The organism is Streptomyces sp. NPDC014656 (assembly GCF_043084305.1).
Lineage (GTDB): Bacteria > Actinomycetota > Actinomycetes > Streptomycetales > Streptomycetaceae > Streptomyces.
In genome coordinates, this window is the sequence record NZ_JBIBZN010000030.1 from 1 (window position 1) to 20,849 (window position 20,849).

17 protein-coding genes are annotated in these 20,849 nt (G+C 69.9%); 5 read left to right on the forward strand and 12 right to left on the reverse strand.

What is annotated here, in order from left to right:
- Positions 1–484: 484 nt before the first annotated feature.
- Positions 485–2,035 (reverse strand): aldehyde dehydrogenase family protein, encoded by a 1,551-nt coding sequence (locus tag ACF1ED_RS36545; RefSeq protein WP_391767677.1) that lies wholly within the window; start codon positions 2,033–2,035, stop codon positions 485–487.
- 300 nt (positions 2,036–2,335) lie between these two features.
- On the opposite strand from ACF1ED_RS36545, the gene ACF1ED_RS36550 reads away from it, so the two are divergent.
- Entirely contained in the window at positions 2,336–3,955 is a 1,620-nt protein-coding gene (locus tag ACF1ED_RS36550; RefSeq protein WP_391767678.1) for a sigma-54-dependent Fis family transcriptional regulator, read from the forward strand.
- Positions 3,956–3,967: 12 nt separating this feature from the next.
- Here the strand turns inward: ACF1ED_RS36550 and ACF1ED_RS36555 are convergent, their stop codons facing one another.
- Positions 3,968–4,648 (reverse strand): GntR family transcriptional regulator, encoded by a 681-nt coding sequence (locus tag ACF1ED_RS36555; protein ID WP_382810329.1) that lies wholly within the window; start codon positions 4,646–4,648, stop codon positions 3,968–3,970.
- Between the two features lie 91 nt (positions 4,649–4,739).
- Positions 4,740–5,909 (reverse strand): low temperature requirement protein A, encoded by a 1,170-nt coding sequence (locus tag ACF1ED_RS36560; protein ID WP_391767679.1) that lies wholly within the window; start codon positions 5,907–5,909, stop codon positions 4,740–4,742.
- A 138-nt stretch (positions 5,910–6,047) separates the two neighbouring features.
- Here ACF1ED_RS36560 and ACF1ED_RS36565 point away from each other — a divergent pair, with 138 nt between their 5' ends.
- Positions 6,048–6,848: an SDR family NAD(P)-dependent oxidoreductase gene (locus ACF1ED_RS36565; protein ID WP_391767680.1), complete on the forward strand. Its 801-nt coding sequence runs from the start codon at positions 6,048–6,050 to the stop codon at positions 6,846–6,848.
- Between the two features lie 105 nt (positions 6,849–6,953).
- Here ACF1ED_RS36565 and ACF1ED_RS36570 read toward each other — a convergent pair whose 3' ends face one another.
- From ACF1ED_RS36570 to ACF1ED_RS36610, 9 genes are all read right to left on the reverse strand, one after another.
- Positions 6,954–8,174 (reverse strand): cytochrome P450, encoded by a 1,221-nt coding sequence (locus ACF1ED_RS36570; RefSeq protein ID WP_391767681.1) that lies wholly within the window; start codon positions 8,172–8,174, stop codon positions 6,954–6,956.
- Positions 8,171–8,788, reverse strand: a complete 618-nt coding sequence (locus ACF1ED_RS36575) for an ATP/GTP-binding protein (protein ID WP_391767682.1) — start codon at positions 8,786–8,788, stop codon at positions 8,171–8,173. The genes ACF1ED_RS36570 and ACF1ED_RS36575 overlap by 4 nt, the downstream gene beginning before the upstream one ends.
- A complete protein-coding gene (locus ACF1ED_RS36580) occupies positions 8,769–9,116 on the reverse strand; it encodes a DUF742 domain-containing protein (RefSeq protein ID WP_391767683.1) in 348 nt (115 codons plus the stop codon). Before ACF1ED_RS36580 ends, ACF1ED_RS36575 begins: the two co-directional genes overlap by 20 nt.
- Complete coding sequence (locus tag ACF1ED_RS36585) at positions 9,113–9,520, reverse strand: roadblock/LC7 domain-containing protein (RefSeq protein WP_382808427.1); 408 nt, start codon at positions 9,518–9,520, stop codon at positions 9,113–9,115. Before ACF1ED_RS36585 ends, ACF1ED_RS36580 begins: the two co-directional genes overlap by 4 nt.
- Before the next feature lie 189 nt (positions 9,521–9,709).
- Positions 9,710–11,386 carry a sensor histidine kinase gene (locus ACF1ED_RS36590; protein ID WP_391767684.1) on the reverse strand — a complete coding sequence of 559 codons (1,677 nt, stop codon included), beginning with the start codon at positions 11,384–11,386 and terminating at the stop codon, positions 9,710–9,712.
- 167 nt (positions 11,387–11,553) lie between these two features.
- Complete coding sequence (locus ACF1ED_RS36595) at positions 11,554–12,975, reverse strand: condensation domain-containing protein (RefSeq protein WP_391767685.1); 1,422 nt, start codon at positions 12,973–12,975, stop codon at positions 11,554–11,556.
- A 61-nt stretch (positions 12,976–13,036) separates the two neighbouring features.
- Positions 13,037–14,452 carry a condensation domain-containing protein gene (locus ACF1ED_RS36600; protein ID WP_391767686.1) on the reverse strand — a complete coding sequence of 472 codons (1,416 nt, stop codon included), beginning with the start codon at positions 14,450–14,452 and terminating at the stop codon, positions 13,037–13,039.
- Between the two features lie 242 nt (positions 14,453–14,694).
- A complete protein-coding gene (locus tag ACF1ED_RS36605; protein ID WP_391767687.1) occupies positions 14,695–16,128 on the reverse strand; it encodes a helix-turn-helix domain-containing protein in 1,434 nt (477 codons plus the stop codon).
- Positions 16,129–16,344: 216 nt separating this feature from the next.
- Positions 16,345–17,043, reverse strand: a complete 699-nt coding sequence (locus ACF1ED_RS36610; protein ID WP_391767688.1) for a GntR family transcriptional regulator — start codon at positions 17,041–17,043, stop codon at positions 16,345–16,347.
- A 123-nt stretch (positions 17,044–17,166) separates the two neighbouring features.
- Here ACF1ED_RS36610 and ACF1ED_RS36615 point away from each other — a divergent pair, with 123 nt between their 5' ends.
- Genes ACF1ED_RS36615 through ACF1ED_RS36625 form a run of 3 tightly spaced genes read left to right on the forward strand, consistent with a single transcriptional unit; the run spans position 17,167 to position 20,780 of the window.
- Entirely contained in the window at positions 17,167–17,643 is a 477-nt protein-coding gene (locus ACF1ED_RS36615; RefSeq protein ID WP_391767689.1) for a MaoC family dehydratase, read from the forward strand.
- A gap of 27 nt (positions 17,644–17,670) precedes the next feature.
- A complete protein-coding gene (locus ACF1ED_RS36620; protein ID WP_391767690.1) occupies positions 17,671–19,617 on the forward strand; it encodes an AMP-binding protein in 1,947 nt (648 codons plus the stop codon).
- The gene (locus tag ACF1ED_RS36625) at positions 19,617–20,780 is read left to right on the forward strand and encodes an acyl-CoA dehydrogenase family protein (protein WP_391767691.1); all 1,164 of its coding nucleotides are present in this window, start codon (positions 19,617–19,619) and stop codon (positions 20,778–20,780) included. Before ACF1ED_RS36620 ends, ACF1ED_RS36625 begins: the two co-directional genes overlap by 1 nt.
- The last annotated feature ends 69 nt before the right edge of the window (positions 20,781–20,849 follow it).

Below are 20,849 nucleotides of genomic sequence, written 5' to 3' on the forward strand. Positions count from 1 at the left end.
GTCGGGGGTGAACAGGATGCCCGCCAGGTTCAGGCCGGCGCTGGGGAAGGTCACGTTCGTCTTCATGAGCGGTGATACGTCCTTGCGTGGTTCAGGAATGCGGTGGGGAAGGAAGGGCCGCCGGGCGGGAGCCGGGGGTGTCGCTCCCGGGGCCCCGGTCGGCCACGTCCACTACATTCACACGCCCGCCGAACAGCGAAAAGGGGCGGAAAACAGCCCCCGACACCCCTGTCCAGGGACACCACAGACCCCCCCATGGCCTGAGGGAGGCACGCATACGGGTCAGTTCTCCAAGGTCGCACACGAATGAGCCGGCCCGGTGTCCCCGCACGGGACACCGGGCCGGCTCTTGAGGTGGTGAGTCGGCCGGCGCTACGACTTCCCACCCCACGCCGCCGCCCTTCCCCCGGTACGGCGTCGTGGTCCATCCACCCGTGTCGGGCGGGTGGTCGCTGTCGGAGCGACGGCAACCACCCTCATCGACTCAGGAGTTGGGAGGCGTGCTGATCACCAGGCCGTAGGCGCGGCGGTCGACGCGGCCCGAGAGGTCGATCGTGATGGCCTTCTGCTCCGTGAACTCGTCGAGCGCGTCGGCCCCCAGCTCGCGGCCGAAGCCGCTCTGCTTGAAACCTCCGAAAGGCATGTGCTGCGAGATGTTGTGCCAGTCGTTGATCCACACGGAGCCGGCCTGCAGCTGCCGGGCCACCTCCAGGGCGCGCGGTACGTCCTGGCTCCAGACACCGGCGGAGAGACCGTACTCGGTGTCGTTGGCGATCTTGATGGCCTCGTCGACCGAGTCGTACGAGATCACCGACAGCACGGGACCGAAGATCTCCTCACGCGCGATGCACATGTCGTTGCGCACGCCGGTGAAGACGGTCGGCTCGACCCAGTAGCCCTTCTCGTACCCCGCGCCGGCGGGCGCTCCGCCGCCGTGGGCCACGGTGGCGCCCTCCTTCCGGCCGTTCTCGATGTAGCCGAGGATGCGGTCGCGCTGCACCGCGGACATCACGGGACCGATGTCCGTGGCCGGGTCGAGGGGGTCGCCGACCTTCAGCGTCCGCAGCCGGGCCGTGAGCCGGCTGACGAACTCGTCGTGCAGCGAGGCCGGAAGCAGCAACCGGGTGCCCGACTCGCAGGCCTGGCCGGCGTGGAGGAGGAAGGCGTAGATCGATCCGTCGACGGCCGCGTCCAGGTCGGCGTCGTCGAGGACGATGTTCGGTCCCTTGCCGCCCAGTTCGAGCGTGACCCGCTTGATGGTGTCCGACGCGTTCCGCATCACCTCGCGCCCGACGGCCGTGGAACCCGTGAACGACACCTTCCGCACGTCCGGGTGCTGGACGAGGTGAGCGCCGACCGTCTCGCCGTCGCCGGTGACCACGTTGAGCACGCCCGGCGGGAGGCCTGCGTCCCGCAGGATCGCGGCCATCTCCAGCGCGGCGATCGGCGTCTTCTCGTCGACCTTCAGGACCACGCTGTTGCCGGCGGCGATGGCGGGCATCGTCTTCCACACCGCGATGACCAGGGGGAAGTTCCAGGGCACGATGCCGACACAGACGCCGATCGGCTCCCGGCGGACCAGCTGGGTGCTCAGCACCATGCCCGTCACGGGGCCGGGGCGCTCCCACTCGTAGGTGCGGGTCAGGTCCGCGTAGTGCTGCATGTGCGCGAGCGGGAAACCGACGCAGATCGCCTGCGAGAGCCTCAGCGGGAAGCCGCACTCACGCGAACCGATCTCGGTGAACTCGTCGATGCGCGCGGAGAGGGCGGCGATCACGCGGTCGATGACGGCGGCCCGTTCCAACGGCGGGGTGTTACGCCAGGTCCCCTCCTCGAACGCCTGCTTGGCGGCGGCGACGGCGGCGTCCGCGTGCCCCGTGTCGCCCTTCGCCGCGGTCGCGAACACCTCCTCGGTGGCGGGACTGATCAGCGCGTAGCGCTCGTCCGTGTCCACCCACTCGCCACCGATGTACATGCGGTAGTGAGGAATGCCCTCCCGGTCCACGGCGGGACCCTCGGTCAGCACAGTGGCCACGATGTTGCTCCTGTTCTCATCGTGCCGCCGAGCGTGCCGTCGACGGCTTCGCCCACACGCTAGAAACGAATCGGGGGCCCCGGTGTCCAGAAAACTGCACAGCCGAGGTGCGAGAGGCCGGCTGACGCCGGCGCAGGGGAGTCCCTTCCACAGGAGCTGCAGGAAGGTGTACAGATTCTTGGACACTTCCCCATCCGGCCCTTCCCAGCAGAGTGCCTTCCGGTTCCAATGAGCGCTCTGGGTGCAGTGGGCCCCGGCCCACCGTGTCCGAGGCCGGGGAACGGACCAGAGGAGCCGCGCGTGAACACAGCCCACCAGGAACTCCGGGCCGGGCGCCACACCCCCGACATCGAGTCGTCGTGGTTGAGGTCGCGGCTCAGCGGACTGCACCCCGACGACCTGCCCCGCCTCGTGTACGCACCGGTGGCCAAGGACGGCGGCCTCGTCCGAGCAGCCGCTCCGGTCCTCGAACAGGCGCGTGCGGAGCTGGCCGAGACCTCAATGGCCCTGGTCCTCGCCGACCGTGACGCGCGCATCCTCACCCTCGACTGCTGGGACGGATCGACGCGCGAAGCGATCGATGGTGCGGGGATCGGCCCGGGTGTTCAGCTCGGTGAGGACCAAGTGGGGACCAACGCGATCGGCACTCCCCTGGAGATCCGGCAGCCCGTCATGGTCAAGCGGGGCGACCACTACATGGAGGTGTTCCGGAGCTTCGACTGCTACGGGCATCCGGTGATCCACCCGATCACCCGCCGCCTCGAAGGGGTCCTGAACATCGGAGGCATCCGGGAACACGGGCAGGCCCTGATCCCGCCCTTCGTCCGGAGGATGGTCCGCGACATCGAGGAGAGGCTCCTCCTCGACTCCACCCGCCAACAGCAGCGACTGCTGGCGGCCTTCCAAGAAGCCGCCCGGAACCCGCGTCGCCGGGTGCTCGTCGTCGGCCACGGTCTGGTCCTCGCCACCCCGCCGGCCCTCGCGCTGCTCGAACCCGCCGACCACGCCGCGGTTCAGGCGTGTGCGGACGCGGTACGGGCCGAGGGCCCGGTGACGCACCGGCTGCCGTTGCTCTCCGGTCGCGTCGTGGCCGTACGGTGCACCCCGGTGGACGGCAGCGATGGAGTCCTGGTCGAGATGATCGTCGAAGAGGCGGCCGCCGGCTGTGGCAATGCCCGGGCGGCCGACGCCGGTACGGCGCTCGAATGGCCGCTGCTCATCGTCGGCGAGCCGGGCAGCGGCCGGACCACCGAAGCGCGCTCGGCGCTCGGCCGGGATACGAACACCCTCGACGCGACCGACGTCCTCCGTCAGGGTGAGCACGCCTGGGTAACCGGCATGACCGCCCTGCTGGCCTCCGACGGACCGCCATTGATCATCGAGAACATCCAGCTCCTGTCCGAGCCCGTGACCGCGCTGCTGACCTCCAGGCTCCGTGCCACCGCACGCAGGGCGGTCCTGACGGCCACCCCCGGTGAGCACCTGGAGAAGGAGCACGCGTCCTTGGTGGCGCTGTGCAACGCGCGTCGCGACCTCATCCCGCTGCGTCGTCGGCCCTACGAGGTGCCGCGGTTCGCCGAGCAGATGCTCGCGGACCTGGGCGGGGCCGGCAGGCCGCGCCTGACCGCGGACAGCCTGCGAATCCTTGCCGTACAACCGTGGCCGGGAAACCTTGCGGAGCTGCGCAGAGTGATCCAGACCGTGGCCGGAGCCCGTAGCACAGGCGACATCGTCCCGGCGGATCTGCCCGCCTCGCACAGGGGGGTCCCCGGTCCCGCGTCGCCGTTCCGCCAGGCCGAGCGTGAGGTCATCGTTGCCGCGATCGAGGCGGCCCGCGGTAACAAGCTCCAGGCGGCTCGCGCGCTGGGAGTGAGTCGATCGACGCTCTACAACCGGATGCGCGCCCTGCGGATCACCTGACGGGCGCGAACCTCAGGAGGCGGATTCCTCCTGCCAGAGGCCGCGGGCCTCGAGCATCTCGATGAGGTGGTCGGCGCTCTCCAGGATGTGCTGCTCCATGAGGGAGCGCGCCATCTTCGCGCTGCGTCGGCGGAGCGCCTCCAGAATGAGGGGGTGCTCCTCGCGCGTGGAGGAGGTCCTCCCCTCGATCGACAGGTAGAAGCGGTTCGGCAGGTGTCGAACGACGGACCGGAGGAGCAGGGCGAGGCGGTGGGAGTCGGCGGCGACGTTGACCAGGCGGTGGAAGGCGTGACCGTACTCGACCATCGCGTCCTCGTCGCCGCTCTGGATGGCCGCGTCCTGCTTCTTGACGATCGCCTCGAGTTCGTCGAGCTGCTCGGGTGTGATGTTCTTGGCGGCTCGGGCGGCCAGCTCGCCACCGAGCTGGGCCTGGACCCAGAACAGGTCGCGGACGTCCTGCCGGGAGAAGGGGGTGACGACGAAGCCGCGCCGGGGGACCAGCTCGATGAACCCTTCGCTGCTCAGGGCCAGCAGACCCTCGCGGACCGGGGTGTTGCTCACGCCGACGGCCTCGGCGATGGGCTCCATGCGCAGGAAGTCACCGGGGCGCACCTCGCCGGAGATGATGAGCTCCCGGACATAGCTTGCGACCTCTTCCGAGAGTTGCTGCCGCCTGGAGTCGCCGCGCGCCATGAGTGCCCCGTTCGTCCGCTCGCCCGAAGTTTTGTTTACACATCATATAGTGAGCGTCCTCGCCGTCGCCCCTGTCAGGCTGCGGCACCCCTCACGCGACCGTTCCTGTGAGCGCGGTCGCGAGACGGCGGTGGACCCCGGAAAGCACGACGGCCGTCACCACGAGGATCGCGTCGAGCAGAGCCAGGGAGACGAGGGACGGCAGCCACGGGCAGGCGAGGGCGGCGAGGACGCAGGCCCCGCACGCCACGAGCCGCTCGGCCCAGGCCCGCCGGGTGGTGACGCGGTAGTACCAGGCCTGGGAAGCCAGGTACAGCACGGTTCCGCCGAAGAGGGTCAGAGCGAGTGAGACGGAACCCTCGTCGCGGGGGTGGCCGATGAGCTGCTCGCTGGCGACGGCGACGGCCACCAGGGCCGCCAGCGCGCAGTACGTCGTGTTGATGCCGTAGCGGACGGCGCGGATGGGGTCGGTCGTGTGCGCGACGTGCACGGCGACGACGTCCTCACCGCCGCCGAAGTACACGGCCCAGAGGCTCACCAGCGCAGTGAAGACGCCGACAAAGGCCAGGAAGGTGGGCACGTCGAGCGGCACGCCGGCCAGGGTCCGGCCGATCGTGAGGACGGTCTCGCCCAGAATCAGGATGAGGAAGAGGCGCAGTCGCTCCAGCATGTGCTCCGCGTCGAAAGCGACGTGGGCCGAGCGGAACACCCTGCCGGGCAGGGGATGCGCGAGCCAAGTGCCGGTCACGTCGATCAGCGCGGCCGCACCCCACCACCACAGGCGGGGCTCAGGAGACTGTGTGGCGCCGACCACCCACAACGGGGCCGAGGCCGCCGTCCACACCAGACCACGCTGGTAGTGGCGGCGGAATGCCGGACTGGGGCCGGTGAAGGCCGCCAGCGCCTGTACGCCGACCATGATGATCAGCAGGGGAACCACGAACATCCAGGCGTTGCCGGCGAAGGCGCGGGAGATCGCCGCGTTCATGAAGAGGCCGAGGCCCATCACGGTGATCACGGTGAATCGCGTCCGCGGGCGGTCGATGTCGAGCAGCGTGGCTTCGAAGCTGGTGAAGGCCCACGTCCCGAAGACGGCGATCAGGAGGACACCGGTCTCGGCCGCGCCCCGCCAGGTCAGATGCTCGACCAGGTGGTGGGCGAGCTGTGACACGGCGAAGACGAAGACCAGGTCGAAGAAGAGCTCAAGAGGGGAGACCTGCCGCCGGATCGCCGGCGCCGGAGGCGTGCTGGTGTCGGGCATGCGGCACACGATAGGGCGGGAGCATGGATGGGGGTGGGAGCGTCGTCGGCATGTCCGCAGGGGGCGGTGCAGCGCGGAGGCCGCAGGATCGGCCTTCACCTATCGACATAATATTTTATGCATGATACTTCTTGGTCTATGACCACTTCTTCTCCTTCCGACGCGGTGTCCATCGGCGAACTGCTGGACCTCGGTGGCAAGACCGCTCTTGTCACCGGCGGTGCCATGGGCATCGGCCTGGGCATCGTGAAGCGCCTCCACGAGGCCGGCGCCAACGTCGTCATCGCGGACATCGACAAGGCCGCGGCCGAGAACGCCGTCACCGAGATCGGCTCCGAGCGCGTCCGGGCCGCCGTCGGAGACGTCAGCGACGCCGATGACGCCGCCTCCATGGTCCGCACCGCCGTCAAGGCTTTCGGCGGGCTGGACATCCTGGTGAACAACGCCGGCATCTACAAGATCTCGCCCTTCCTGGAGTTGACCCTCGACCTCGCCCGGCGCACCGTCGAGGTCAACCTCCTCGGTGTCATGGCCTGCTCCCAGGCCGCCGCGCGGCAGATGATCGAGCAGGGACGCGGCGGTCGGATCATCACGGTCTCGTCCATCGAGTCGCTCACTCCCTCGCTGGAGGGCATGGCCCACTACGGCGCCTCCAAGCACGGAGTCGCCGGACTGATCAAGACCATGGCGCTGGAGCTCGCCCCCCACGGCATCCAGGTCAACAACGTGGCCCCCGGCGGCATCCTCACTCCTGGTCTGGGACCGCTCGACGACGCGGTGCTCGAGCAGTTCGCCGCCAGCGTGCCGATGGGCCGCATGGGCGCGTCGGACGAGATCGGCAAGGCCGTCCTCTTCCTGGCGTCCGGGCTCGCCTCGTACATGACCGGCACCCAGATCGTCGTCGATGGCGGCCGGACGCTCCGCGGGGCCATGATCTGACCCTTCGACCACTGCGGCGACGACGCGGGCCGGGCACACCTGAGGGGTGCCCGGCCCGCGTCGTCGTGCGTCCCCACGCCCCGCTTAGTGGGGCGTGGGGACGGCTCAGGGGCCGCGCAGCAGCGGCGGTGTGGACGTGAAGGCGACCGGGAGAGACGTCAAGCCTCTCAGCCACGCCGACGGGCGGCGTGTGAGTCCCTCCTGGGGCATGGCCAGGTCGATGTCCGGCAGGCGGTCCAGAAGAACTTCGATCGCCGTTCCCGCGATGACCTCAGCCATCTCCTGGGCACGGAAGGGGCAGCGGTGCTCTCCGTGGCTGAAGGAGAAGTGGGCACTGTTGCCGCTCGTCCGTACGAGGCCCGGCGTGCGGACGAGCGGGTCGTGGTTCGCGCCCTGGAGGCCGAGGATCAGCAGGTCCCCGGCGCGGATGTGCCGGTCACCCAGGTGCGTGTCGCGCGAGGCCCAGCGGCCGGGCCAGTTCTGAAGTGGGGTGTCCTCCCAGAGGACCTCGTTCATCGCCTCCGCCACGCTGCTGCGGCCGCCGAAGAGCGACGCGGCGAACCGCTCGTCGGTGAGCATCAGCCGCAGCGAATTGCCGATCCAGTCGGCCGTGGACTGGTGGCCCGCGACCACGATCTCCAAGACCGTCTCGACGAGTTCCCGATCGCTGAAGCGCTCCCCCCGGGCCAGCATCCGGGAGACCATGTCGTCGGCGGGACGGGTTCGCCGCTTCGTGAGCAGCTCCGTCGTCGTCCCGATCAGATGGGCCAGGGCGTCGTTCGCCCCCTCCTGCCCGTCCATCAGCGCGGTGAGCGCCGTCACGAGCCCCGGCCCGTCCTCGGCGTCGAAGCCGCAGAGGACGGCCGTGACCCGTAGCGGCAATTGCACCGCGTAGTCGGAGATCAGATCCGCGTGGCCGGCGCCGCACACCTCGTCGATGAGTTCGTCGGCGAACCGCTCGGTGAGCGACCGCAGCCCGATGAGGTCGACGCCGTCGATCGCGTGGTTGCTGATCGCCGAGCGTTCCCGCATCTGCTCCGGGGTGGGAGGGTCTCCCAACGGGATCCGGCGCAGGATGATCGGCAGCAGTGGCCAGTCCTCGGGCAGGGCGTCCTTCTGGTTCCAGAGCCGTGAGTCGCGGGTGAACAGCACGGGATCGCCGGCGAGCTGGTGCAGCTCGCGGTAGCCGAGGACGAGCCACGCCGGGACGCCGCCGTCGAGCAGTACCGGGACCACGGGGCCGTGGTCCCGGCGCATTTCGCGGTACAGGGCGGCAGGGTCCGTCTGGAACCGCGGCCCGCTCAAGGATATGGGGGGAAGGGTCACACCAGCTCCTCGTTCGAGGTCGGGTCGGAGGCGGAGAGGAGCCGCTGTACGTGCTGCACCAGAGAGATCAGCACGTGCTTCGTGGACTCGCGCACGCGGGCGTCGCAGACCATCAGGGGGACACGTGGGTCGAGGTCGAGAGCGGCGCGGACCTCGGCGGGGGTGTGCCGGGGGCCGCCGAAGTCGTTGCAGGCGACAACGAAGGGCAGACCGAGTCGCTCCAGCCGGTCGATGGAGTACCACGACTCGTCGATGCGCCGGGTGTCGACGAGGACGACGGCGCCGAGGGCGCCGGCGAACAGCCGGTCCCACAGGAACCAGAACCGCCCCTGGCCCGGTGCGCCGAAGAGGTAGAGCACATTGCGCGCGTCCAGGGTGATGCGGCCGAAGTCGAACGCGACCGTCGTGGTGGACTTCTCGCGCACCGCGCTGACGTCGTCCACGCCCGCACCGGCCAGCGTCATGGTCTCCTCGGTGCTGAGCGGACGGATCTCGCTCACGGACCGGACGAGTGTGGTCTTCCCGACTCCGAAGCCGCCGACGATCACGATCTTGATGCCGTTGTCGGCCTGGCTGCCGAGCGGTGTGCGGATGTCAGAGCTTACGGAGTCCAACGAGCACCTGTTCCAGGATCTGAGGGTCGGGGAGAGCCGCGGCCCGAGGGTGGCGGACGCTCACCCGGCCTGCCGTGAGCAGGTCGGAGAGCAGGATCTTCGTGGTGTTCACCGGCAGCCGTAGATCCGCCGCGATCTCCACGAGCGCTGTGGGTCGGTCGCACATCCGCAGGATCGCGGCGTGCTCCGATTGCATGCCCGGAGCCGGGAGGCATTCGGCGATCACCAAGGTCACCAGGTCGAACCGGAAGGCCGGGTCGGTCCCGCTCCGCCCGCCCGTCAGCGTGTACAGCCGGTCGGGGGAGTCGTCTCTGCCTGGGCGGCTCATGCGGTACGCGGGGGAGCGGTCAGGTGCTCACCGAGCTGCTCGACGAGTTCGCTCATGTTGTGCCCCACGAGACCGGCGTCGGCCTCCTCGGCGGTGATCAGGGCGAGATGAGCGCCTTCACCGGCCTCGACGATGAACAGGATCCCGCCGTAGAACTCCGTCATCGCAGAGCGCACGCCGCCGGTGCCGTCGCCGAACTCCATGGACGCGCCCTGGGAGAGGGACTGGATGCCGGCGGCGATGGCGGCCAGCTGGTCGGCCTGGTCGGTGCTCAGCCCCGGGGTGTGGCAGAGCTTGAGCCCGTCACGGGACAGCACGAGGGCGTGCAGCGAGCCGGGGGTGCGTTGCAGGAGGCCTTCTATGAGCCAGGTCAGCCCCTGATCGGCGGTGGTACAGGAGGTCATGGCGTGCGGCTGCCTTCCGTGTGCGGGATGGAGACCCGGGAGCGCCCGGGTGGGGGTGTCGGGGGGAACGACGGCGCCGTCGACCGGGCCGGAGCAGGGCCGGTGGTCGGCGCAGGCGATGTATACGGGGGGAGGGAGGCACGGCTCGTGATCGGTCGAGCCGGGGCGGTGGCGCAGGGGTCTGGAGGATCAGGAGTACGGTCCGGTGGGGTGTGCGTCAGGACCATCCGGAGGCGCCTCGATTGCTTCCGGACCTTCGAGCGGCGCGGGTGTGCCGCGGACGCCCTGCCGGAAGCTGCCGAAGCGGAGGGCACGCACAGGGGGAGCGGGGAGCCGGTCGTCACGCTCCGCGATGGTTCTCGCCCGGCTCCGTTCGGCGGCGGCGAGGGACTGGCCGCGCCGCCGCCTGGGCAGGCCGCCGGAGGCCGGAGTGTCGCTGACCGTTGCCGTGTCGGGCGACATGAGGCCCTGGGCGGAGGGGAGCGAGGACACGGCGACGGCCGCGCGGGGTGGCGTGGCGGGCGGCGAGGCGGCGGCGGCCTTCGTGGCGCCCTTCGACATCCCTGTCGGACCGTGGGACAGGATCTCTCTCGGAACCATGACCAGGGCGCTCGTTCCGCCGCGCGACGACGGCCGGAAGGACACGGTCAGCCCGTGCTTCCGGGCGAGCCGGCCGACGACGACGAGGCCGAGCCGGGTGCCGCTGATCCCGCCCAGTTCGTCGACCTCACCGGACACAGCCTGCTCCGCGCGGCGATGCTGGGCGTCGCTCATGACCAGGCCGGCGTCCTCGACTGAGATGACGATCCCCGACGAGACCTCCTCGACGTAGACATGGACCTCGGCAGTGGGTGGTGAGAAGTTCGCAGCGTTGTCGAGGAGTTCGGCGACGACGTGCATGACGCCTTCCGCTGCGTGTCCGGCAACCGAGGTCTCGCCGGTGGCGTGGACGCGGACCCGCTGATAGCCGCTGATCCGGCCCATGGCGCCGCGCAGGACCGACTCCATGCCGATGGGGCGTGCCCAGCGGCGGCCAGAACGGGCACCGGTGAGGACGGCGACGGAGTCGGCGAGCCGACCGCCCTGCGCGGTGCTGTGGTCGAGCCGGAGCAGGTCCGCGAAGATCTCGTCGTCCGTGTACCGGTCCTCCATGGCCCGCAGATCGGCGAGCATGGCGGTGGTGAGTGCCTGGAGACGGCCCGCTACCCCGGCGATGGCGGCGACGGTGGCGTCCCGGTTCGCCCGGGCCTGACGGGCGTCCTCAGAGAGACGGGCGTTCTCCTCGCCGAGGCGTCCGAGTTCGTCCGTGAGTCGGGCCCGCTCCGTGGCGAACCGTTCCTGCTCCGCCGCGAACCGGTCGAATTGCACGGCGAGTTCGGCGGAGTGTGCGGCGGTCGTGGCGGCGAGTTCGCCGAGGAGGTGAGTGCGGTCCTCGGTGAACTCCGCGACGAGCCGGCCGTGCTCCTCGGCGAACTCCGTGATGAGCCGCCCGCGTTCCTCGCCGAACTCCGCGAAGAGGGCGGCCCGCTCGCGCTCGAACCTGTCGGCCGTCGTCGCCTGGTGACGGGCGAAGTCCTCTTCCCTCAGCGCCATGTCCCGGCGGGCTCGCTCGGCGCGGCGTCGCGCCGCTTCGAGGCGGCGGAGGGCCCACCGCGCCGAGTGAAGACCGCGTGCCGCGACGGCCACCGCCACGCTCAGTGCCAGGGCGGCGGCTCCGCCACCCCAGGCGAGCGGCGTGCGGAAGCCGCTCGGTGCGGCCATCGCCGTGACGGCGGCGCCGAATCCGGCCGTCAGGGCGGCGATGAGGGCGGGCAGGCCCACGGCGGCGAGTGCGGAGCGGTCGCGTGACGGTGCGGAGGCGGTCATGCAGGAAGTCCTCGATCGTTCTGGGGCGGTCCTGAGCGTGCGCGGCCGACATCCGGGCCGGTGGTTCCGCAGGAATCCGGATGCGAATGAGACGCACTATATAAAATATGTGAAGAGTCTGGTGTCTGGCAGGGCCCGCGTCCGTCCGGTCGTCCGACAGGCGGACGTCACATGCCCGCTTCGGCGATCTCCCGCAGCACCTCACGGAAACGACCGAAGAAGTGGGGCACGTTCGCAGCGGCCTCGGGAGTGTCCGGATACGTGACCTTCACGTACGTCCGGTCCCAGCGACGGTTGACCCACATGAGGACCTCGTCGCTCGGACTGGAGTCGGCCAGGCCATTGCACTCCGCCGCGTCCCAGTCACGCGAGCCGGGCACCGGCCTGCCGTCGATGTACGAGACGATGGGCAGCACCGAGGAGTCGTCGCCCTGCAGCGGTATGCCGGCCAGTTCGGCGACCCGCAGCGGGGAGACGCGGGCCAGCTTGCAGGCGCTGCGGAAGGCCGTGCCCGCCACGTCGAGGAGCTCGGCCCGCGTGAGCTGGCGGCCCTCCTCCATGAGCGGGAACGTCACGGGCACCAGGGTGATGAACCAGCCCTGGGCGGTGTGCCAGCGGGAATCGTTCCGGGTGTGCACGACGGACAGACCGCGGTACTCGGCGCGACCGCCCAACTCGCGGTGCAGAAAGCCCAGGGCGGCCATCACACCGGCCGAGAACCCGGCCCCGTGCTCTCGGCACGCCTTGGCGAAGGCGTCGGCCTCGGCACCCGTCAGCAGGTCGAGTTCGAAGGCGCGGCTCGGGCGTGACTCGCCGGGCGGGACCCCGAGGTCGAGCGGGAAGGACGGCATCGGGCCGGACAGCAGGAAGGTGATCCAGCTCTGCACCTCGGGAGCGTCGGCCTGGATCGCGGCCGCCCGCTCCCGCTCCTCGGCCCCCGCCTCGATGTAGCTCCCCGCGGCGGGGAGAGACGCCTCGATCCCGTCGACCTCCGCCTGGTAAAGCGTCCGCAGCTCGTGGAAGACGAGCACCACCGAGTACGCGTCACTATGGGCGTGGTCGATGGCGAAGTAGACGGTGGAGGAGGACTCGCGCAGCACCACTCCGGCGGTGAACGGGGGCCAGCGCAGCGGGTCCGTGCTTCCCTGGAACTGCGCGCGCAGATGGTCCCGCAGCGCGTCGGTCGAGTCGTACGTGCCGATCGTGACGGGCCTGATGTCCACGTCCGAGGCGTCGACCATGTGACGCACCAGGGACGTCCCTGCCGCTTCGCCACCGTCGGCGGACCGCTCGGCGGAGAACCAGGTGAGCACGGTGTCGTGGCGCAGCACCCACTTCTTCAGGGCGGCCGCCAGCGCCTCCGTGTCGGCCGCGCCCTGGACCTCGAAGGCGAGGCCTACCCAGGGCGCCTGGGGGCGGCCTGCGGCGATGTTCGCGAGGCGCCGCAGGAGGTGGTTCTCCTGCACCGGCGACGGGGGAACGGGATGCACGGGTGCGTGCCGCGCCCTCGCGATCACCTCGTCCGGCACGCGCAGTTCGACCAGTTTGCCCGGCCGGGGTTCGTAGTCGTCCAGGAATGTCATCAGCATGGGGGCGGGGATCCCTTCGAGAGATTGCGGCGACATGGGGGGAGTGCGGCGGACACGGGGGTCAGAGTCCGGCGGCGATCATGCGGACCAGGCGGCGGGTCTCCTCGAGAAAGGGGGGCACCGTCGCGCGGGCCAGTTCGGAGTCGGGAAACCGGAAGCTCAGGTAGACGCCCTCGTGGTTCCGCACGACCCACAGGTAGACCTCGTGGTCGTCGAACCGGCGGCTGCGCAGCGCCGCCGCGTCCCACTCGGTCCAGCGGCGGGCTCCCGGCACCCAGCGGGTGTCCATGTACGAGACGAGAAAGCGCGGCGCGAGCGGGCGCCCGAGCAGCCGGCTGAGCAGGGCGAGCGGTGCGTCGGACAGGGGGAGTCCGGTCCGGAGAGCCTCACCGGCTTCCTTCATGACCTGTCCGAAGCCGTCCTCGGCGTGTACCGGAAGGCTGACGGGAGCGAGCCCGACGTACCAGCCCAGCGAACGCAGATAGCGCCGTTGGCTACGGGTGTGGACGGGGACCAGCGTGCGGAACCGCTCCGTTCCGAACCGGTTTCTGGCCGTCATGGCCAGCGCGGCCAGGGCGCCCGAGAACAGGCCTCCGCCCTTCTGCTTGCAGACGACGTCGAAGGCCCGGGCTTCCTCGGAGTCGAGCAGCCAGTCCATGCCACCGCATTGCGCGAGCGGATTCGGCGAGGGCTCGGAGCCGTCGGAGACCGGGGCGGGGAACGACGGCAGCAGGCCTCCGCCCTCTTCGACGTATTCCCGCCAGCCGCGCACGACGTCGTGCCCGGCGTCCAGCCGGTCTGCGGCCGCGCGTTCGACCCCGGCGAATTCCGGATAGCTGCCGACCGGAGAGAGTCCCGGGGCGCGGTCCTCGACGACCGCACGGTACAGCTGGGTGATCTCGTAGGCGATCAGCAGGATCGAGTACCCGTCGGCGTTGAGGTGGTCGACGCCGACGCAGACGGTGGTGGCGTCGCCGTGTTCCACCGTGAGGAGCACGAAGGACGGCCATGCCAGAGGGTCGGTGTTCCCGTCCAGGACGCTCTCGATCCAGGCCCGCACCTCAGCGGGGTGGGTGAGGTATCCGAAGTCGTCGCGAACGAGGTCGACTTCCCCGCGAGGGAGCGTCGCACGCTCCACGCGCGGGTTCCCGCCGGTCTCGTCGGCGCCGGGACCGACAGCGCGGATACGAAGCCGGCTGCGGAGTGTCTCGTGACGGTCGATCCAGCCGAGGAAGGCCGTGCGGAGGGCGGCGGAGTCGAGCGGGCCGGGCAGTTCGAAAGTGGTGGCGAGCCAGGACGGGCTGCGGCGTGCCTCCGCGGCGGCGGAGCGGGCTCCATGGAGATGAGCTTCCTGGAGGTACGAGGCGGGTCTGCCGTCGGGGACCCACCGAGGGGTCCGCAGGGAGTCGGTCCTGGGGTGCCACGCCGTCGACCGTCCGGGGCGGATACCGAGGTCCCATATGTCGATGAACTTCACGGGCGTGCCTCACTACTCGGGCGGTGCCTGGTGGGGGATTCCGCAATCCGGGTCCGGCCTCGCGAGCGAGGCTCGGTGACCTGATCGCGTCAAGGTGGTGTCCACCGTAGAAAGAGGTGAGGCAATTACGTGTCCAGAGAATTGGACACCCGCTCCAGAGGTGTTCGGCCTACCAGGTGAAGAGCATGCGTCATCGTCGCTCTGTACTCATTCGCATCTCTCCGCGCAATTGGGAGGGCCGGTCAGTGAATGCGCAGGGCGCGCATGCGGTTGTAAAGGGTGGAACGGCTCACTCCCAGGGCACGGGCAGCCTGGAGTTTGTTGCCCCCGGCGGCAGCGATCGCCGCCAGGATGATGTCGCGCTCGGCCTTTCGGAGTGGAGATGCGTCAGGGTTTTCTTGTCGGTAGGGGAGAGGTAGATCGGAAGGGACGAGATCACCTGCCGATCGACTGGCGGCGAGTGTCTGGACTACCTCGCGCAATTCGCTGAGATTCCCATGCCAGGGTTGTTCCGTGAGGACGCGAACTGTTTCCCGGGAGAGCCGTACTCGCCCGGCTCCCGCGATCTCGGCGAGCATGCTTCTCGCCAGCGGGGCGATGTCGTGGCGGCGCTGCCTCAGCGGGACGAGGTCCTCGCGTGCGGCACAGACGGCCACGAGCGGCACGAGGTCGGTCTCCAGGTGCCCTCCAGGTGACGCGGTCAGGACGACGTCTCTCGGTGTGTCGCGGAGAAGGTGGGCGAGCAGCGTCACCAGGTGCTCGGAGAGGCGGGAGAGGTTCTCCACGACGATCGGGGGGCCCTCCGTGGCGAGCAACCTTTCGAGGGACCGCGCCCAGGCTTGGGGGCCCTGTGTCAGGGCGTGGTCCGCGTCGAGGATCGTGGCCCCCGTTCCGGCGGCCTGTCGGGCTCGCGTCGTCCGGCCGGTTCCCGGCTCGCCGACGATCAGCAGCGGCCGGGCCGTTCGGAGGGGACCGTCGGGGAGTTCGCGCGGGGCGTCGGGCTCCGGGAGGATGTGGATCAGGGAGCCGTCCGTGCCCTCCGGGCTGGTGCTGCGCAGCCGGACCGTCCGGCCCGAGGTGAGCGTGTACCGGCGGGTCGCCTCTCCGAGGGGCCGCACGATCTCGGACCAGGCGCGGACGATCGTCTGGTCTACCGGCGGCAGGAGGTCGAGCGCCGGCGGGGAGGCGAGGACGACACCTTCACCGACCACCATGACCGCGTGGCCGCGGCGCCGTGCCGCCTTCTGGAAGGCGGCGAGCAGCCGCTGTTGGGCGAGGCCCGCGTCCCTCCTCAGCCGTTCCTCGATGTCCCGGACGACCTGACGGGCCATCGGGCCGAGCAGTGGGAGCTCCGCCTGCGCTCGGCAGCTGATGCTGAGGACTCCCTCGAGCCGGCCGGAGACCGGGTGGACGATCGGGTGTCCGTAGCAGACGAAGGAGCTGAACCGTTCCGCGGAATGTTCCTCCCCGCGCAGGAGTACCCCCTTCCCCGTGAGGGCGGGCGTGCCGAGGGCGTTGATTCCTAGGTTCTCCTCGCCGACCTGCGCGCCCACGGTGACGCCCAGGTCGGTCATCTCCTGGCGTACGGACCGGTCCACGTGCTGGACGTGGACCACCGACGGCGACGCGTCGCCGAGCACGAGGACGGCGGGAGTGCCGTCCAGTTCACGCCCCATCCTCTCCAGGACTGGGCGTGCTGCCCGCACGAGTGCCCCTCGGGGATGCCTCTCCGCCGGCCGGGGGCTGTCGCCTAACGATGATCGGGGCCATGACAGCTGACAGTCGAACGCCATCCGCTTACCGCCACTCCGCTTATCTGTTCGGTCACCCAACGGAAGCATATATGAAATAAAATACAACATCGAGGTGGAGGTGTGGAGCCGGCTCAGCAATCACTCCCCCTCGCCCGGCCAGAGTCCTCGCTCCTCCAGTGCCCCTATCAGCCGAGAGGCTCCCGCGAGGATGTGCCGTTCCATCAGGGCGCCCGCCCTGTGGGCCTGGCGCCGGCGCAGAGCGTCGAGGAGTTCGGGGTGTTCCGTCCGGGTGGCGGAGACCTGTCCCTCGATCGCGGCGTAGAAGCGGTTGGGAAGGTGCCTCACCACGGACCCGAGGAGAAGGGCGAGCCGTCGGGCGTCCGCGGTCAGGTTGACCTCTCGGTGGAAGGCGTGGCCGAGGTTCGCGATGCGCTCGGTGTCGCCGGATTCCACGGCCGCCTGATACGTGTCGTGCAGAGCTTCGAGGCGCGCGATCCCCGCGGGAGAGATCCGCTGGGCCGCACGCGCCGCCAGTCGCGCGGAGAGCTGCGCCTGGGCCCAGAACAGGTCCCGGACGTCCTGCCGAGTGAACGCCTCGATCATGAAGCCCCGGCGCGGGACGAGGCGCACGAATCCCTCGCTCTTGAGAATCAGCAGACCCTCGCGGGCGGGGGTACTGCTTACGCCCACGGCTTCGGCCACGCGCTCGATGCGCAGGAACTCCCCGGGCCGTATCGCGCCGGAGATGATCTGTTCGCGCACGTGGCCGGCCACCTCCATGGGGAGGGGGCGCCTCCCACGGCTGTCGCGCTCCAGGTGTGCGTCGTCGCTCGTCACGGTCCTGCCGTCCTCTCCGGGGTGTCGAGCAGCCCCCTGCGGGCAGCCCCGCCCTCGCCATTGCCTATGCATAATATATTTTGTATCTTCACGGTGTCTGTACGTACAGCGAAAGGACCTCCCATGGCCGGCCTCTACTTCGAAGAGTTCGAACCCGGTGCCGTCATCGAGCACGTCAACCGGCGCACGGTCACCGAGACGGACAACGTCCTGTTCAGCACGCTGACGCTGAACCTCGCGCCGCTGCACCTGGACGCCGAGTACAGCAAGAACAGCATCCACGGCCAGCGCCTGGTGAACAGCCTCTTCATCCTCGGACTCGTCTCGGGCATCACCGTCCCGGAGACGACCCAGGGCACGACGCTCGGGAACCTGGGCTTCCAGGAGATCAAGTTCCCGAAGCCCGTCTTCCATGGCGACACCATCCACGTCCGCACCGAGATCGTGGCCACGCGCGAGTCCAAGAGCCGCGACGACTCCGGCATCGTCACCTTCCGCCACCTCGGCATCAACCAGCGCGACGAGGTCGTCTGCGACGCGGTCCGCGTCGGTCTGATGATGAAGCGCCCCGCTGCGGAGAAGGCGACGGCGGACTCCTGAGGACGCGGCTCGCAGAGAGGAGTCGACATGCGAAACAGGAGACCGTTCGGTGCGTCGCGGAACCCGGTGTGGGTGCCCGGCGAAGCCGAGCGCGAGCGCAGCCGCCTGCTGAGCGCCATGAAGCGCTGGGGGTACGACAACCTGGACGACCTGCACCGGGCATCCGTCGAAGACCCGGAGTGGTTCTGGCGAGCGGTGGTCGAGGACCTCGACATCACCTTCCGCAGCCCCTTCGGTCAGGTCCGTGACGACAGCGCCGGCACACCCTTCCCCCGCTGGTTCACCGGCGGGAGCTTCAACGCGGCGGACGTCTGCGCCCACCGCCACGCCGCCGGCCCGCTCGCCGACAAGACCGCCGTCGTCTACGAAGGCGACGGCGGCCAGCGGCGGACCCTGACCTATGCCCGTCTCGACGCCGACGTACGGCGCTTCGCCGCTCAGCTCACCGGGCTCGGCGTCACCCGCGGCGACCGCGTGGTCCTCTTCCTGCCCGTGGTTCCCGAGGCCACGGTGGCCTTCCTGGCCTGTGCCATGATCGGCGCCGTCTCCGTCCCCGCTTTCACGGGTTACGGTTCCGGGGCGCTCGCCACCCGGCTGAGGGACTCCGAGGCCATCCTCCTCGTGACCGCCGACGGCACCACCCGCCGAGGCAAGCGCGTCCCGCTCAAGGCGACCGCGGACGAGGCCATGGCCGCCGCCCCCGGCGTACGTCACGCCGTGGTGGTCCGTCACCTCGCTGACGGCGTACCGATGCGGGAGGGCAGGGATCTCTACTGGGACGAGCTCGACCCGAGCCCCGCCCCGGTGGACACGGTCGCCGCCGACCCGAACGATCCGCTGACGATCGTCTACACATCCGGCACCACCGGCGCCCCCAAGGGCATCGTTCACTCCCACGCGGGCCTCGCGGTCAAGGCCGCCACGGACTTCGGATACGGCTTCGACGTGCACAGTGAGGACGTCATCGCCTGGATCAGCGACATGGGCTGGCTGGTCGGCCCGCTGCTCATCATGGGCGGACTCCAGCTGGGCGCCACCGTCGTCTTCACCGAAGGCGTGCCCAACCATCCGAACCCGGGGCGGCTGTGGGAGATCGCCGACCGCAACGGCGTCACCGTTCAGGGCGTCGCGCCCACCGCGATCCGCGCGGTCATGGCCGCGAGCGACGGGGCCTTCGGCGACCTCTCCACGCTCCGGGCCTTCGTCTCCACCGGCGAAGCCTGGGACGAGCCGACCTGGCAGTGGCTCTTCGGGACCGTCGGTGAGGGCCGGCGTCCGATCATCAACTACAGCGGCGGAACCGAGGTCGGCGGCGGGCTCCTCAACAGCTATCCGTTTCTGCCGATGGAAGCGGCCTCCTTCAACGGGCCGCTGCCCGGCATCGACGTCGCCGTGCTCGACCAGGACGGAGACCCCGCGGTCGGCGAGATCGGCGAACTGGCCGTCCTCAACACCTTCCCGGGCATGACCCACGCCTTCTGGCAGGACCGCGAGCGGTACCTGGAGGCGTACTGGAACCGGTGGGACGGCATCTGGGTCCACGGCGACCTCGCCGCCGTCGACGCCGACGGGACCTGGCGCATCCACGGCCGTTCCGACGACACCATCAAGGTGTCGGGCCGACGGGTCGGCCCGGCCGAGCTGGAGGCGTCGATCCTCAAGGACCGCCGGATCGTCGAGACCGCGGTGATCGGAGTTCCCGACCCGCAGCGCGGGCAGCGCGTGGTCGCCTTCGCCGTCGTGGGCGACACCGACCTCGACCACGAGGCCCTCGCGGCGACCGCCGCCCACCACGTCGGTCGTTCCTTCGCCCCGACCCTCCACGTCGTGGCGACCCTGCCGAAGACCAAGAACGGCAAGATCATGCGCCGCGCCATCCGCGCCCGCTACCTCGGGGACGCCCCGGGCGACATGTCCTCGCTCGACCCGGCGACCCCCCTCGAAGACATTCCCGTGTACCAAGGAGACAAGTGATGGCCGCGACCGATACCGGTGACCTGGAGCTGATCCGCAAGTCCGTGCGTGAACTCGCCCGGCGCTTCGACCTGGAGTACTGGCGCGAGAAGGACAAGAAGCACGAGTACCCCTGGGAGTTCGTCAGGGCCTTCGCGGACGGCGGCTGGCTCGGCGCGATGATCCCGGAGGAGTACGGCGGTCTCGGCCTCGGCCTGGCCGAGTCGGCGATCATGATGACGGAGATCGCCGAGTCCGGCGCAGGCATGAGCGGTGGCTCCGCCATCCACTTCTACGTCTTCCCGCCGGCCCCCATCCTGCGGTACGGATCCGAGGCGATGAAGCGCGAGTGGCTGCCCAAGCTCGCCGCCGGCGAGATCCTCATGGCGTTCGGCGTCACCGAGCCGACGGCGGGCGTGGACACCTCCCGCATCCGCACCAAGGCCGAGAAGATCGACGGCGGCTGGGTCGTCAACGGCCAGAAGGTGTGGATCACCAACGCGCAGAACGCCCACAAGATCCTGCTGCTGGCCCGCACGTCGCCCCGCGACGAGAGCAAGCCGCTCGACGGCATGACCCTCTTCTTCACGGACCTCGACCGCTCCAGGATCACCGTCCGCGAGATCGACAAGCTCGGCCGCGCCGCGATCGACTCCAACGAGCTGTTCATCGACAACCTCGAAGTGAGCGACGACGAGGTCGTCGGTGAGGTGGGCCAGGGCTTCCGTTACCTGATCGACGGCCTCAACCCCGAGCGCATCGTGGTCGGCATGGAAGGCATCGGCCTCGGCCGCGCCGCCCTGGACCTGGCGAGCAACTACGCCAAGGAGCGCGTCGTCTTCGACCGGCCCATCGGCAAGAACCAGGCCGTCGCCCACCCGCTGGCCGACTCCTGGATCCGCCTGGAGGCGGCCGAGCTCGTCTGCATGAACGCCGCCCGCCTGTTCGACGCCGAGCAGAACTGCGGCAAGGAGGCGGCCGCTGCCAAGTTCCTCGGCGCAGAGGCGGGGTTCCAGGCGTGCGACCGCGCCATGCAGACCCACGGCGGCTTCGCGTACGCCAAGGAGTACCACGTCGAGCGGCTGTGGCGGGAGGCGCGTCTGCTGCCCAACGCCCCGTTCTCCCAGGAGATGGTCCTCAACTACATCTCCAGCAAGGCGCTGGGCCTTCCCCGGTCGTACTAGGCCGTCCGCACGGCGCAGGAAGGACGAGGAGAGACATGCGAAAGGTGCTGACCGGCGACGGTGAACGCG